General features: G+C 55.0%; 16 protein-coding genes. 14 read left to right on the forward strand and 2 right to left on the reverse strand.

The features are described from left to right. Position 1: 1 nt before the first annotated feature. Complete coding sequence (gene nadS / locus AC2FCQ_RS22520; protein WP_209637570.1) at positions 2–286, forward strand: NadS family protein; 285 nt, start codon at positions 2–4, stop codon at positions 284–286. Between the two features lie 98 nt (positions 287–384). Here nadS and metK read toward each other — a convergent pair whose 3' ends face one another. Continuing rightward, the gene (gene metK / locus AC2FCQ_RS22525) at positions 385–1,539 is read right to left on the reverse strand and encodes a methionine adenosyltransferase (RefSeq protein WP_004947833.1); all 1,155 of its coding nucleotides are present in this window, start codon (positions 1,537–1,539) and stop codon (positions 385–387) included. A gap of 518 nt (positions 1,540–2,057) precedes the next feature. Here metK and AC2FCQ_RS22530 point away from each other — a divergent pair. The 8 genes from AC2FCQ_RS22530 to rluF all read left to right on the forward strand — a co-directional run bounded on the left by AC2FCQ_RS22530 (position 2,058) and on the right by rluF (position 9,918). Further along, a complete protein-coding gene (locus AC2FCQ_RS22530) occupies positions 2,058–2,201 on the forward strand; it encodes a hypothetical protein (RefSeq protein ID WP_490309091.1) in 144 nt (47 codons plus the stop codon). A 98-nt stretch (positions 2,202–2,299) separates the two neighbouring features. Further along, positions 2,300–2,443: a virulence promoting factor gene (locus AC2FCQ_RS22535; RefSeq protein WP_112347340.1), complete on the forward strand. Its 144-nt coding sequence runs from the start codon at positions 2,300–2,302 to the stop codon at positions 2,441–2,443. Beyond that, complete coding sequence (gene speA / locus AC2FCQ_RS22540) at positions 2,436–4,412, forward strand: biosynthetic arginine decarboxylase (protein ID WP_209637572.1); 1,977 nt, start codon at positions 2,436–2,438, stop codon at positions 4,410–4,412. Before AC2FCQ_RS22535 ends, speA begins: the two co-directional genes overlap by 8 nt. Before the next feature lie 188 nt (positions 4,413–4,600). After that, complete coding sequence (gene msrB, locus AC2FCQ_RS22545; protein ID WP_490309092.1) at positions 4,601–5,098, forward strand: peptide-methionine (R)-S-oxide reductase MsrB; 498 nt, start codon at positions 4,601–4,603, stop codon at positions 5,096–5,098. Positions 5,099–5,111: 13 nt separating this feature from the next. Beyond that, positions 5,112–6,851, forward strand: a complete 1,740-nt coding sequence (locus AC2FCQ_RS22550) for a cytochrome c biogenesis protein DipZ (RefSeq protein WP_490309093.1) — start codon at positions 5,112–5,114, stop codon at positions 6,849–6,851. Between the two features lie 16 nt (positions 6,852–6,867). Beyond that, positions 6,868–7,593 carry a peptide-methionine (S)-S-oxide reductase MsrA gene (gene msrA / locus AC2FCQ_RS22555; RefSeq protein WP_265716956.1) on the forward strand — a complete coding sequence of 242 codons (726 nt, stop codon included), beginning with the start codon at positions 6,868–6,870 and terminating at the stop codon, positions 7,591–7,593. 212 nt (positions 7,594–7,805) lie between these two features. Next, a complete protein-coding gene (gene speB, locus AC2FCQ_RS22560; protein ID WP_209637580.1) occupies positions 7,806–8,726 on the forward strand; it encodes an agmatinase in 921 nt (306 codons plus the stop codon). Between the two features lie 328 nt (positions 8,727–9,054). Beyond that, on the forward strand, positions 9,055–9,918 hold the full coding sequence (gene rluF / locus AC2FCQ_RS22565; protein ID WP_209637582.1) for a 23S rRNA pseudouridine(2604) synthase RluF: 864 nt from the start codon (positions 9,055–9,057) through the stop codon (positions 9,916–9,918). A gap of 52 nt (positions 9,919–9,970) precedes the next feature. On the opposite strand, the gene AC2FCQ_RS22570 is transcribed toward rluF, so the two are convergent. Continuing rightward, on the reverse strand, positions 9,971–11,218 hold the full coding sequence (locus tag AC2FCQ_RS22570) for an MFS transporter (protein WP_490309095.1): 1,248 nt from the start codon (positions 11,216–11,218) through the stop codon (positions 9,971–9,973). Between the two features lie 396 nt (positions 11,219–11,614). Between AC2FCQ_RS22570 and AC2FCQ_RS22575 the strand changes: the two genes are divergently transcribed. From AC2FCQ_RS22575 to AC2FCQ_RS22595, 5 genes are all read left to right on the forward strand, one after another. Then, positions 11,615–11,932, forward strand: a complete 318-nt coding sequence (locus AC2FCQ_RS22575; RefSeq protein ID WP_012146671.1) for a non-heme iron oxygenase ferredoxin subunit — start codon at positions 11,615–11,617, stop codon at positions 11,930–11,932. 2 nt (positions 11,933–11,934) lie between these two features. Next, positions 11,935–12,243, forward strand: a complete 309-nt coding sequence (locus AC2FCQ_RS22580) for a recombinase-like helix-turn-helix domain-containing protein (protein ID WP_209637586.1) — start codon at positions 11,935–11,937, stop codon at positions 12,241–12,243. Between the two features lie 20 nt (positions 12,244–12,263). After that, positions 12,264–13,307, forward strand: coding sequence for an aromatic ring-hydroxylating oxygenase subunit alpha (locus AC2FCQ_RS22585; RefSeq protein WP_265556797.1), 1,044 nt, complete (start codon positions 12,264–12,266; stop codon positions 13,305–13,307). Next, complete coding sequence (locus AC2FCQ_RS22590) at positions 13,304–14,059, forward strand: SDR family oxidoreductase (RefSeq protein WP_209637590.1); 756 nt, start codon at positions 13,304–13,306, stop codon at positions 14,057–14,059. The genes AC2FCQ_RS22585 and AC2FCQ_RS22590 overlap by 4 nt, the downstream gene beginning before the upstream one ends. Before the next feature lie 215 nt (positions 14,060–14,274). Then, positions 14,275–15,069, forward strand: a complete 795-nt coding sequence (locus AC2FCQ_RS22595; RefSeq protein WP_209637592.1) for an IclR family transcriptional regulator — start codon at positions 14,275–14,277, stop codon at positions 15,067–15,069. Positions 15,070–15,143 lie beyond the last annotated feature (74 nt).

Genomic DNA, 15,143 nt, shown 5'->3' on the forward strand with positions numbered 1-15,143 from the left:
CATGAGCTTTTTTGACGATATGAAAACGTCTCTTGAAGAGGCCGTCGCGATTAAGAACGGGGTTGAGGCTCCGGCCAATGTCACTCGTTATGATATCGCCGATGTGAAAGCGATCAGGGCGCAGCTTAATATTTCTCAGAGTGAAATGGCAAAGGTGTTGGGTACCAGCGTTGATACCATTAAAAGCTGGGAAACAAAAAGGCGTAATCCGACCGGTCTGGCTGCAAAGGTGCTGGCGGCGATTCAGGCTAATCCTGCCTTCTTCAGGGAGTTGGCGGCCCATTAGGGCTTGCTTACCTGCTGCTGTATACGCGGTGTCTGACGCCCTTCCTTCAAAAAAAACGGCGAGCCTAGGCTCGCCGTTTTCACGCTGGATACCCGGGCTTATTTCAAGCCGGCAGCATCGCGCAGCAGTTCTGCTTTGTCTGTCGCTTCCCAAGGGAAGTGCTCACGACCAAAGTGACCGTAAGCTGCAGTTTCGCGGTAGATTGGTTGCAGCAGGTCCATCATCTGGATCAGGCCGTATGGGCGCAGATCGAAGAATTCACGCACCAGCAGGGTCAACTGTTCGGTAGGGACTTTCTCAGTACCGAAGGTTTCCACCATGATTGAGGTCGGTTCTGCCACGCCGATGGCGTAGGAGACCTGGATCTCACAGCGGTCAGCCAGGCCAGCCGCCACGATGTTTTTCGCCACGTAACGCGCTGCGTAGGCTGCTGAACGGTCAACTTTAGACGGATCCTTACCAGAGAACGCACCGCCGCCGTGACGAGCCATGCCGCCGTAGGTATCAACGATGATTTTACGCCCGGTCAGACCACAGTCACCCATTGGCCCGCCGATAACGAAACGGCCGGTTGGGTTGATGTGGTATTTGGTGCTGGCGCTTAACCATTCAGTTGGCAGCACGGGCTTGATGATCTCTTCCATTACCGCTTCTTGCAGATCTTTCAGAGAAATATCTTCGGAATGCTGGGTGGACAGGACTACTGCGTCGATGCCGACGATTTTGCCGTCGTCATACTGGAAGGTCACCTGGCTTTTCGCATCTGGACGCAACCATGGCAGGGTGCCGTTTTTACGCACTTCGGCCTGACGCTGCACCAGACGGTGCGCGTAGGTTACCGGTGCAGGCATCAGCACTTCGGTTTCATTGGTAGCATAGCCAAACATCAGGCCCTGGTCGCCGGCACCTTGTTCCAGCGGATCGGTGCGGTCAACGCCCTGATTGATATCTGGGGATTGCTTGCCGATTGCGCTCAGTACGGCACAAGAGTTGGCGTCAAAACCCATATCCGAGTGGACATAACCGATTTCGCGTACGGTTTTACGGGTGATTTCTTCGATATCAACCCAAGCGCTGGTGGTGATTTCACCGCCAACCAGTACCATGCCGGTTTTCACGTAAGTTTCGCAGGCGACGCGTGCTTTAGGATCTTGTTCCAGGATGGCGTCGAGGACGGCATCGGAGATCTGGTCAGCAATTTTGTCAGGATGCCCTTCGGAGACGGATTCGGACGTGAATAGGTGTTTAGCCATTGTATTCTTTACCTTGCATAAGACGGGTTAGAAATTACTGCACAGCGCTGGAGATCCGGCATCAAAGCGAAGGGTCTTCCGCTGATGGCGCGAGATACATCCTGCAACGCCCCTCAGGCAAAGCCGTTAAGCAGTTTCTTCGTTAATCAGTATAGATGGATTAACATCTGGACGTCTATTTTAGGTCAGGCCTTGACCGGATTGCCAGTATTTTTTTGCCATTTCGCTCTTTTGCGCAAAGCTGCCGACGCCATTTTCATCGCTTGAAACAGTTTCCGACAAATTTTCATTTTGCATTTTCCCCTGGTTATCGGTATAAACTGCGCGCGCGGCTCATTTGGTGCACAGTGCGGGGAAAGAAGTTGTAAACTTCTGTGACTCGCCATGGGTAGCCGGATTGTCAGCTGCAGACGTCGGCCTTTTTGACGTCGCCGCTTCATAGAACGGTCACGTTCTTACACTATTAATAGAGGCTCGGTCGTTCATTGAGGACGACGTGCGTGGAGGTGGTTGGATTAATGATCCGTTGTCTACCGGTTGTTGGTTCTCAACAGCAGTGCCGTTCTGGCGCACATTCTTCTGCTATTTCCCGTCTTGTCTCTACACCACCTTTCAGGTGTGATAAACACCTGGGCGCTACTCAGGATTCTCGGGCCGGTTAACGGTCGTCTGAAGAACTGAACAAGGGTAGCCTGCAGCCTTCCTGTGGGATGTTTCTTGACCCGATTCACGAGGTTTGAACAGGGTGTCTTACAATTATATGAGTAATAAACCGATCGCTGACCGCGAACGGCAGTTTTATTCGCTGCCGCAAGGGCGGTTTGTTGGGTTGTTCTCGCGGGTTGTAGCTGCGATAGTGGCTGACTGTATCGTCAGTACGGGATGTGAGGCGAGTAATGTCTGATGATCTGTTGATTCACCGTCCGTCAGCAACGGGCGAATCTATATCTTTGCGCTCCATGCAGGAGGTTGCCATGAATGATCGTGATGCCAGCAAGATGCTGCGCACTTATAACGTCGCCTACTGGGGCAACAATTATTATGACGTCAATGAACTGGGTCACATCAGCGTGTGCCCGGATCCTGACGTCCCGCAGGCGCGTGTCGATCTGGCCGATTTGGTCAAACAACGCCAAAAAGACGGTCTGCGTCTGCCGGCGCTGTTCTGCTTCCCGCAGATCCTGCAGCACCGCCTGCGTTCGATCAACGCCGCTTTCAAACGTGCGCGTGAATCGTTCGGTTATGAAGGTGGTTATTTCCTGGTTTACCCGATTAAGGTCAACCAACACCGTCGCGTGATTGAATCTCTGGTCAATTCCGGCGAGCCGCTGGGGCTGGAAGCCGGTTCTAAAGCTGAACTGATGGCGGTGCTGGCACATGCCGGCATGACCCGTTCCGTGATCGTCTGTAACGGCTATAAAGACCGTGAATATATCCGTCTGGCGTTGATCGGCGAAAAGCTGGGGCACAAGGTGTACCTGGTGATCGAGAAAATGTCCGAAATCAACATGGTGCTGGAAGAAGCTGAACGTCTGAATGTGGTACCACGCCTGGGCGTGCGTGCGCGTCTGGCGTCACAAGGCTCCGGCAAATGGCAGTCGAGCGGCGGCGAAAAGTCCAAGTTCGGCCTGGCAGCCATTCAGGTGTTGAAACTGGTGGAAACCCTGCGTGAAGCGGGCCGTCTTGATAGCCTGCAACTGCTGCACTTCCACCTGGGTTCGCAACTGGCCAATATTCGCGACATCGCGACAGGCGTACGCGAATCGGCACGTTTCTACGTTGAACTGCACAAACTGGGCGTTAACATCCAGTGCTTCGACGTGGGCGGCGGTCTGGGCGTAGATTATGAAGGCACCCGTTCGCAGTCTGATTGCTCGGTGAACTATGGCCTGAACGAATACGCCAACAACGTGATTTGGGGTATCGGTGATGCGTGCAACGAACACGGCTTGCCGCATCCGACGGTGATCACCGAATCCGGCCGTGCAGTTACTGCACACCATACGGTGTTGGTATCCAATGTGATCGGCGTTGAGCGCAATGAATTCAGCGATCCATTGCCACCGGCAGAGGACGCACCGCGCGCGCTGGAAAGCATGTGGGAAACCTGGCAGGAAATGAACGAGCCGGAAAACCGCCGTTCGCTGCGTGAATGGCTGCATGACAGTCAGATGGACCTGCATGATGTCCACACTCAGTATGCTCACGGTATGCTGGATCTGACCAAGCGTGCCTGGGCCGAGCAGTTGTACCTGAACATCTGCAACAAAATCCAGCAGCAACTGGATCCAAGCAACCGCGCGCACCGTCCAATCATCGACGAACTGCAAGAACGCATGGCAGACAAGTTCTACGTCAACTTCTCGCTGTTCCAATCAATGCCGGACGCCTGGGGTATTGACCAGCTGTTCCCGGTGTTGCCACTGGAAGGGCTGGATAAGCCGCCGGAAGGCCGTGCCGTACTGCTGGACATCACCTGTGACTCCGACGGTACTATCGATCACTACATCGACGGTGACGGCGTAGCGACCACCATGCCAATGCCGCCGTACGATCCGGAAAATCCGCCGGCGCTGGGCTTCTTTATGGTGGGTGCCTACCAGGAAATCCTGGGCAATATGCACAACCTGTTCGGTGATACCGCCTCGGTGGACGTGTTTGTCTTCCCTGATGGCACGGTAGAAACTGAATTGTCTGATGAAGGCGATACCGTTGCCGACATGTTGGAATACGTGCAGCTCGATCCTACTGCGCTGCTGGCCAAATTCCGCGATCAGGTAAAAGAAACCGATCTGGACAGTGGGCTGCAAGCGCAGTTCCTGGAAGAGTTTGAGGCCGGTTTGTACGGTTATACTTATTTAGAAGATGAGTAAGTCACGCTGAAAAGCCGGGCATCTCTTTGATGCCCGGCTTTTTTATTGGTTTTCTCCCGCATCTCCCCTCGCAATACCCCTTATCTCCTATCAGTTATCACAAATTTGTTAACTCTCCGTGAGGATTCGGACAGGGTTTTCTTTGTAGGTTGTCACTATCGGTTTGATCAGTCTTCGGGGTGGCAATGATGATGAACAGACGGCAGTTTATTCTGGTTGGCGGCGGCTTGTCCGCGGCGTTTTCGCTGGGGCTATTGCCAACGTGGGCCGCGCGGGCTGCGGCCACCGCGCAATTTGAAGTCAACTACACTGATCAACAGTGGCACGCGCGGTTGACCGCCGCGCAATACCATATTTTGCGCGAGGAGGGCACCGAAATACCCTACAGCAGCCCGCTGAATGACGAACACCGTGATGGGGTGTTTTCCTGTGCAGGGTGCGATTTACCGCTGTTTTCCTCCCATACCAAGTTTGACAGCCATACCGGCTGGCCGAGTTTTTATCAGCCTCTTGACCATGCCGTTGCCCAGCGCCAGGACCGTTCATTCGGCATGGTGCGAGACGAGGTGCACTGTCGGCGCTGTGGCGGGCATCTTGGACACGTGTTTGACGACGGCCCGCAACCTACCGGGTTACGTTACTGCATGAACGGGTTGGCGCTGTTGTTCACGCCGCAACAGGCATAATGGGGAGAGCGACATGTTGATCCTGATACTGGCTTATCTCGGCGGCATTCTGACCATCGCCAGCCCGTGCATACTGCCGGTGCTGCCGTTCATTTTCTCGCGTGCCGATCGCCCTTTCTTACGCTCCGGTTTGCCGATGCTGGTGGGAATGGCGCTGACCTTTGCGCTGTTTGCCACACTGGCGGCCGTCGGTGGTGGTTGGGTTGTGGCGGCCAATCAATATGGTCGCTGGCTGGCGTTGATCCTGATGGCGGTATTTGGCATCACCTTACTGTTTCCGTCGGTTGCCGAACGCGTGATGCACCCATTGGTATCGGCCGGTAATCGCCTGTCTGACAAGATTGCGGCAGACAAACAGCATCAGGTTGGCTCGTCGTTGCTGCTGGGTATCGCCACTGGCCTGCTCTGGGCACCTTGTGCCGGCCCTATTCTCGGTCTGGTTTTGACAGGAGCGGCATTGCAGGGGGCTAATGTCGGCTCAACATTGTTGCTATTGGCCTATGCCGCAGGGGCAGCAACGTCGCTGGCATCGGCATTGTTGATCGGCGGTAAGGTATTTAGCGCCATGAAACGCTCACTGGGCGCCGGTGAATGGATCCGACGGGGACTGGGGGCGGCAATGCTCGTGGGGGTAGTGGCGATTGCGCTTGGCCTGGATACCACGGTGTTGGCACGTCTTTCCGCGGCGTCGACGGGGGGAATTGAACAGCGGTTAGTACAGACATTGACGCCCGCCACCACGCCGGTGCGACCTCCGGTGCAAACGGCAGTCGACGCTCAACCGATGTTGGATGACCTGGGCGAGATGCCGTCCCTGTCAGGGGCTGTACAGTGGTTGAATTCCCCACCGCTGACGACAGAGTCCCTGCGTGGCAAGGTGGTCCTGGTCGATTTCTGGACCTACTCCTGCATCAACTGCTTGCGCTCTCTGCCTTACGTGAAGGCCTGGGCGGAGAAATACCGCGATCAGGGGCTGGTAGTGATTGGTGTACATGCGCCGGAATTTGCCTTCGAGAGAGATATTGGCAATGTCACCAAAGAGGCGAAAAAACTGGGTATCGACTACCCGATCGCTATCGATAACAACTACAGCATCTGGCGCGCGTTCAACAATCAATATTGGCCTGCGCACTATTTTATCGATGCCACCGGGCATATTCGTTACCAGCATTTTGGTGAAGGCGACTATGCGCAATCTGAGCGGGTGATTCAGGAACTGCTGCGCCAGGCTGGGGCAAAAAATATCAGCACGGCCGTTAGCCAGGTTGCCGGGCAGGGCGTTGAACAGGCGGCGGGCAATCAGGCTGATATCTCACCAGAAACCTATCTGGGCTACGCGCGGGCGCAAAACTTTGCTTCCGGCGAGGCCGCTCAAGACCGGAGCGCCAGCTATGTCGTGCCGGCAAGTTTACCGCTCAATGATTGGGGGTTGGTGGGGAATTGGACGGTTGGCGAAGAAAACGTGATGTTGAATGCCCCTCAAGGGCGCATCGTCTACCGCTTCCATGCGCGTGATCTGCATTTGGTGCTAGGCCCGAACGCCGGGGGTAAACCGGTCGCGTTCAAAGTGACGCTGGATGGCAAAGCACCCGGTGAAATGCACGGCACGGATGTGACACCGGACGGTCGCGGCGTGGTCACCGATCAGCGTCTCTACCAGCTGATTCGGCAAACAGACGGCGCTGGAGAACACACCTTCAGTATTGAATTTGAACAGGCAGGGGTTGCTGCCTACGCCTTTACTTTCGGTTAATCCAGTGGTGAATATGATGAAACGTTCAAACAGGTTAGGCATGTTGTTGCGATCTTATGCCATCACTGGCGTGGTAGCGCTGGTCGGTGTGGGCCTCTGGCAGGGAAACGCGTGGTCATTTGGCGGAGCGGAAACCGCGGTAGTGATCCCAGCCCCTGCGGTTGATGAGCCAGCAGGCACCTCGCACACTGAGACCGCTATTTTTGCCGGTGGATGCTTCTGGGGCGTGCAGGGCGTCTTTCAGCATGTGAAGGGCGTCACCAGCGCCATCTCAGGTTACACCGGAGGCACCGCGCAAACTGCCGATTATCAGCAGGTCAGCGGCGGCGATACCGGCCATGCGGAGTCGGTGAAAGTGACCTTTGACCCGGCTCAAGTGTCCTACGGCGACCTGTTGCAGATCTTTTTCTCCGTGGCGCACAACCCCACAGAGCTGAATCGGCAAGGACCGGACAGTGGCACGCAGTATCGTTCCGCGCTTTTCCCATTGAATGCTTCACAACAGCAGGTTGCCAATGCCTATATTGCTCAGCTGCAGGCCAGCCACAGTTACGATCAACCGCTGGTTACGCGTATTGAGAGCAACGGGCATTTTTACCCGGCGGAGCCTTACCATCAGAATTTTTTGACTGAACACCCTGATTCCCTCTACATCATGATTAACGATCAGCCGAAAATAAAACAGCTGGAGCATTTATTCCCGGCGCGTTATAGCCAGCAACCCGTACTGGTGAAGCAGTAGTGCCTATACTGGACGGTGACGAGTCGGCAGGATGATGATGCGCGCTCTTGAAGCGCGAACGAAATGCGGCGATAATCTGCCGTATCAGCAGTACTGAACCAGATTCTGTATCAATCCCTTTCTCGTCGGGCTAACGACGCGGGAGGGATTTTTTTTTGTCAGCGCCTGTGTGATTTTTCGCCAGGTGAAACGTTGAAATATGAGGGTTTACTATGAGCACCTTAGGCCATAAGTCCGATAATTCTTTAGTGTCCAACGCCTTTGGTTTCCTGCGCTTTCCGCTGAACTTCATGCCTTACGACAGCGATGCAGAGTGGGTCATCACCGGCATTCCATTTGACATGGCAACCTCCGGCCGCGCCGGTGGCCGTCATGGCCCGGCGGCAATCCGCCAGGTTTCCACCAATTTGGCGTGGGAAGGCAACCGTTGGCCGTGGAATTTTGACCTGCGCGATCGTTTGAACGTCGTCGATTGTGGCGACATCGTGTTCAACTTTGGCGATGCTCAGGACATGAGTGACAACTTGCAAGCGCACGCGGAAAAACTGCTGGCAGCGGGTAAGCGTATGCTCTCATTCGGCGGTGACCACTTCGTCACACTGCCACTGCTGCGTGCACACGCTAAGCATTTCGGCAAACTGGCATTGGTGCACTTCGATGCGCATACCGACACCTATGCTAACGGCAGCCAATACGATCACGGCACTATGTTCTTCCATGCGCCAAACGAAGGCCTGATCGATCCAAAGCACTCGGTGCAGATCGGTATTCGTACCGAGTTCGATCATGATAATGGTTTCACCGTGCTGGACGCCGCACAGGTTAACGATCGTACCGTTGACGATCTGCTGGCTCAGATCAAACAGATCGTCGGTGATATGCCGGTCTACCTGACCTTCGACATCGACTGCCTGGATCCTGCATTTGCTCCGGGGACCGGTACTCCAGTGATTGGCGGCTTGACCTCCGATCGTGCGCTGAAGCTGGTGCGCGGCATGCAGTCACTGAATATCGTCGGTATGGACGTGGTGGAAGTGGCACCGGCCTACGATCAGTCTGAGATCACCGCGCTGGCTGCGGCGACCCTGGGCCTGGAAATGCTGTACCTGCAGGCCGCTAAAAAAACGAAATAAGTATACCCGTCGTCTTTCAAGCTGCAGCGTTGTTACCTGCTTTACAAGCCCCATCCGTGGGGCTTGCCCCTTCGGGGCCGCTGCAAGCAGCGTTCAAATCTGTTCCTGACAGATTTGTCATTCACCTCAGTCACTTACTTGAGTAAGCTCCTGAGGATGAATGCGCTGGGTGCCTGGCTGCAACTTGAAATACATAGGGTATAGCGGGTGGTGAATGTAGAACGGAAAAATATAGTCTAAAACACTCAGTTTGCCGTTCGTTACCGCACCATGAAAATGCCTGTATCTGTTGCCTCGAAGGTCTATAATCCGGGCTTACGGAGGAACCATGCTGACGAAACAATCCACACGTCTTAACAAATATATTAGCGAGAGCGGTATTTGCTCCCGCCGCGATGCCGATCGTTACATCGAACAAGGCAATGTTTTTATCAATGGCAAGCGCGTGACGCTTGGCGATCAGGTGTTTCCAGGAGACGTGGTCAAGGTCAACGGTCAACTGATTGAACCGCGCAATGAAGACAACTTGATCTTTATTGCGTTGAACAAGCCGGTCGGTATTGTCAGCACCACGGAAGAAGGCGAGAAAGACAATATTGTTGATTTCGTCAATCACAGTACCCGTATTTTCCCGATCGGGCGGTTGGATAAAGACTCTCAGGGCCTGATTTTCCTCACCAACCACGGCGATTTGGTGAACAAAATCCTGCGCGCTGGCAACGACCACGAGAAAGAATATCTGGTCACGGTGAACAAACCGGTGACTGACGATTTCATCCGTGGCCTGGGGGCCGGTGTACCGATGCTGGGCACGGTGACCAAAAAGTGCAAGGTGAAGAAAGAAGCCCCCTTTGTGTTTCGCATCGTGCTGGTCCAGGGGCTGAACCGCCAGATTCGCCGCATGTGCGAGCATTTCGGCTACGAAGTGACCAAGCTGGAACGTACTCGCATTATGAATGTGAGCATGGCCGGGTTGCCGCCGGGTGAATGGCGTGATTTAACCGACGACGAACTGGTCGAGTTGTTTAAATCCATTGAGGGCTCCTCCTCAGAGGCCAAACCAACGAAGAAAGCCAAGCCTGCGGTGAAAAAACCGGGGAACAGCGGGTCGAAAAGTGCAGAAAAGCCCAGCGGAAATGCCCCTGCGCGTAAGCGCTTCGCACAGCCGGGCCGTAAAAAGAAAGGGCGTTGAATCGCCATTAGCTTAAATATATCCGTCGGGCGTATTGTGCAGCCCGACTGTTTTATACCCGCTTTACCTCACGCGTCATCAGCATCCGACTGAACAGCACGCCGCCCGCCAGCAGTGTCACTAATTGCGACAGGATCAGCACGGCAAATCCCGAAGAAACCTTGCCCTGACTGGCCATCACCATACCCATGATCATCGGTACAAACGCCGAAAACATATTGCCAATGCCGTTAATCAGCCCATAGGCGCTGCCAACCGCCTGCGGCTGCGCATAATGCTGTAACAGGGTAGGGATCGCGGCTCCCTGAGCGCCCCAGCAGGCATTGGCCGCCAGCAGGAAAAATGCGATCCAGCCGAGTTGTTCACTGTGCATCACGCCATAAATGCACAGCGCCGTTGCCGCACCGCCAAAGGCGAAGATCAACGGTGCCTGGTAGGGGCGGATGCGATCGAGCAGCACGCCGCCAAGGTATTTGGAGGCGATGCTGACGACAAACGGCAGCGAGGCCATCCAGCCCATTTGTTTGATGGAAAAACCTTTCTCGTCGGTCAGGTAGGCGGGTAACCAGGAGCTGGAACCCCACAGGTAGCTGAGGGTGGCGATCTCGATCAGCATGATCCAACCCAGCATCGGTGTACGCCAGGCCAAAACAAACGTCTCCCAGACACGCGTTATGACCGGGCGAGACTCTACAGTGCGTGACGCCAGCGATGCCGGGTGTATAAACAGCCGCACCAGCGCTAACCCCAGCAGCAGATTGATCAGCGCCAGCAGGTAGAAAGAGACGGCCCAGCCGAAGTGTGCCATCAGGAAACTCACTAGCGGAAAACCGATCACTAACCCCAGTGAGACACCCAATGTACTGATCGCATTGGGTTGCCCACGTTCATGGGCGGAAAAGTGATCGCCGATATACATGGTTTTCAGCGAGAACAATGGCCCCTCACTGATCCCCAGCAGCGCGCGCACCGCAAACAGCAGCAATACCGATCCTGCCAGAGGGGACGCGGCGGTGAGCAGCGCCCACAGCACAATGCTTAGCGTCAGCGCACGGCGGTAACCCATCAGCGTTTCCAGGAATGGCGTCAGCAACATGGCGGAAAGCCCGTAACCGAGTAAGAACACTGTCATCAGCATGCCTTGATGCGCGCGGTTGCCGTCGAGTTGGAAGTGCTGCAGGAAATCGGGATTGACCAGCATCACGGCAATATTGACCCTATCGGCATAGGCGATGACGATCAGAAACAGCAGGGCCAGGACCCCGTACCAACGTTGACGTTGTTGCAAAATGCGCTCCATGTACGCTCCTTTGACGGGCGATTGACACATTCAGGCAGCAAAAAACTAACCCGCTGATTTCGCAGGGCTGAAAAGCAGGTTTTTGGCTGTTTAAATGTAAATTTATTGTTATTTAAAAGGGTGTTTTAGTCTGTGTGAGAGAACTTTTACTCGCATTGTGTCAGCAAGATCAATGGGTTTTTACCCATGAAATAGTGATGTAACGCACAGCTTCCAGCGGTTTTTCATATCGGTGCATTTTTTCGTGATCCTTCCCGCATTTGTCATGTTTAAACAACTTTCCATTAACAATTGCCGCTTTGCTCTCTTGACGAAAGTTTCACCAGACTTATAGTGAGTGTATTAAATAAGAAACTGAGTTTCATATATGAAACAATCAGATAGAGGACAGAAGCAATGAGCTGGAAGAAAGTGTGTGAAGTGTCTCAGGTGAAAGAAGATTTTCCTTTTTCTGCCAATGTGGAAGGGAAAGAAGTCGGGGTGTATCTGATTGACGGCAATTACTACGCACTGGAAGACGTTTGCCCACATGCCTATGCCTTGCTCAGCCAGGGGTTTGTTGATGACGGTAAGGTCGAATGCCCGTTGCACGAAGCGTTGTTCGACGTGCGTACTGGCCAATGCCTGCGTGAACCAGGCGGCCGCGATCTGCAAACCTATGCCACCCGGGTGATCGACAATCAAATCCAAATCACCTTTATTGCGGAGGAGTAATCATGCAGCACATCACCGATTTCAATCCCTGGCTACCGGACACCCAACAGGTGATCCCCGCGCGTGAAGGTGGCAATGGCCAGATCCATCAGCCAGGCCAATTCCAGAACGTCATCTGGCAAAACCGGGCCCGAGTGCCGGACGGTTTTGAGACAGCTTTAGTCGCTGCGCTGGAAGAGATCTTCGAGCAGGGCGCGGAAGAGCTGGAACAGATTGTCAGTGCGCTGAATCAACGTCGCCTGTTCGATCGCAATGGCCAGCCTTGGAATGAGACGGCGTTCCGCGAATTCCTTCACGTTAACGGTTTCTGAGCAGCATCCGGGAGAAGACAATGACAGCAAACACAACATCCTCCGCACAGACCTTACAAGAGTATCTCGACCAGGGGCTGCGCGGCATGTGGTATCCGGTGCTGGCCAGTTGGGAAATCGGCAATAACCCGGTGGGCATTACCCGTCTGGAACAGCAGATCGTGGTGTGGCGTGATGGAGAAGGCGCGATCCACGCGTTGGAAGATCGCTGCCCGCATCGCGGTGCGCGGCTTTCCATGGGGTGGAATCTGGGCGATCGCATCGCGTGTTGGTATCACGGTGTGGAAGTGGGCGGAGACGGTACGGTTAAAGACGTGCCTGCGGTTGATCGTTGCCCGCTGGTGGGACAGAAATGTCTGCGTTCCTATCCGGCTAAAGAAGCTTACGGCGCGGTGTTCCTCTATTTCGGCGTGACGGCAGATGAAGAGCCGGTCGAACTGACCTTCCCGCCGGAACTGGCAGACGAAGCGTCCTACAGCAACTTCTTGTGTACGGCCAGTTGGGACTGCAATTACCAATACGCGTTGGAAAACGTGATGGATCCAATGCACGGCACCTACCTGCATTCATCCTCGCACTCAATGGCGGAAGGGGATCGCAAGGCGGACATGGCACTGGAGCCAACCGACAGCGGTTTCATCTTTAAGAAGAATGGCCAGATTGGCGTGAACTTTGACTGGGTCGAATTCGGCAGCAGCGGGGCGTACTGGATGCGCTTGTCGATCCCGTATAAAAAACGGTTTGGGCCGGGTGGTCATTTCTGGATCATCGGCATGGTGGTCCCGGAAGATAAAGATCACTGCCGGGTATTCTTCTGGCGTATTCGTAAGGTGAAGGACTGGCAGCGTGACATGTGGCGCTTTATGTACCGCAACCGCCTGGAATCGCTGCACTGGGACGTGTTGGAGCAGGATCGTATCGTGCTGGAAAACATGGCGCCGAACGCGCGTGGCCGTGAATATCTGTATCAGCATGACGTCGGGCTGTCTCGCCTGCGCCGTATGATGCAAAAAGAAGCACAGAAACAACTGGCGCGGCTGAGTGAACAGGAGGCGGCACAGTGAACGGCCTGTTGACAGGTAAACGCATTGTCGTGACCGGCGCGGCGCGGGGTTTGGGGCGCAGTTTCGCTGCTGCGGTCGCCGAGGCCGGTGCCACAGTGGTGATGTGCGATATTTTGGCGGATGCACTGTCAGACAGTGCCGCCAGTCTGCGTGAACAGGGCGCGCAGGTTGAAAGCCACACGATTGATCTGGCCGATCCGGCCTCGATCAGCGCTGCGTTCAACGCGATAGCCGAAGGCGGGGCGATCGACGGGTTGGTGAACAACGCGGCGTTGGCTACCGGAGTCGGTGGTAAAACCATGATGGAATACGATATCGATCTGTGGGATCGGGTTATGCAGGTTAACGTGCGCGGCACCTGGCTCGTGAGCCAGGCAGCGGTACCGCTGCTGGCGCAAACTCCTCATGCCAAGATCGTTAACGTGGCTTCAGATACCGCGCTGTGGGGCGCGCCGCGCTTAATGGCTTACGTGGCCAGCAAAGGGGCGATTATCTCTATGACCCGTTCAATGGCGCGTGAGCTGGGCCCGCAGGGGATTTGCGTTAACGCCATCGCTCCGGGCCTGACACGCGTAGAGGCCACGGAATATGTGCCTGCCGAGCGACATCAGTTGTACGAACAGGGACGAGCATTGGCCGGCGCGCAGCATCCTGACGACGTCAACGGCACGGTGCTCTACCTGCTGTCGCCATTGGCGAATTTCGTCACTGGGCAGCTGTTACCGGTTAACGGTGGTTTTGTCTTTAACTAATTATGCCTGTCATACTTGAAGCTGTATCTGTGTTGCCTGCGTTCGCGCACCCGAATCACTTACTTAATGTAAGCTCATCGGGATTTACTCGCTTGTCGCGTTACTCGGCAAAGCCTCGCCCCGTTGGGGCCAGCGCAAGCGCCGTTCAACAAAGCCGTGGCTTTGTTGTGATACAGCTCCAATTATTTAAGGCATGACTCTATAAGGAAACGGACATGGCGGACGATCAAGGGTGTAAATATCTGATCCCAGGACTGGATCGTGGGTTGCAGCTGTTGCTGGCCTTTGGCGAGCAACACAAGGAAATGACGTTTGCCCAATTGCATCGCTTGGTCGATATGCCAAAAGCGACCGCCTATCGCGTAGTGCAAACGTTGGAGCACCTGGGTTTTCTTGAACGTAACCCACGTACCAACACTTTTTCTTTGGGCATCAAAGTACTACGTCTCGGATTCGAATATATTGCTTCGCTGGATGTGGCACAAGCCGGTCAGCCGGTAATAGAACAACTGCGCGATCGCAGCCAGTGCAGCAGTCATCTGGCAATCCGTGATGGGCGTGACGTGATCTACATTGCGCGTGTCAGTGCCGCGGGGTCGCAAATCAACCAGGTCAGCGTCGGTACTCGCTTGCCGGTACACCAAACCTCGCTTGGCCGGATGCTGCTGACCAGCGCCACCCGTGAGGAGTTCGAGCTTCTGTATCCACAGGAACAACTACCGGGGAGCGGCCCGGGCACCCCGGCGGATCGTGAAACGCTGTGGCAGATGGTGCAGCAGGATAAGGCGCGCGGCTATGTCATCGGCGAGTCGTTTTTCCGCCACGGCATTTCCTCGATCGTCTACCCCATCTTCAACCGCGAGCAGCGGGTTGAGGCGGTGATCAGCATCATGGTGCCGTCTGATGAGATCCCGAAAGCGGATCGCGAGCGGCTGCGGATGGAAGTGCGGGACGCTGCAGAGAAAATCTCCGGGTTCTTGGGCGCGCAGCCACAGGCTAACGCCGGTTAACTGACAACCGATTGTTTGCAACGGGGCGCTGCAGGTTGCCCCGAATTAATCGGGACGAACAGCGTCCCCTATCA

This window comes from Serratia sp. CoH_134_PS_4, assembly GCF_058190535.1.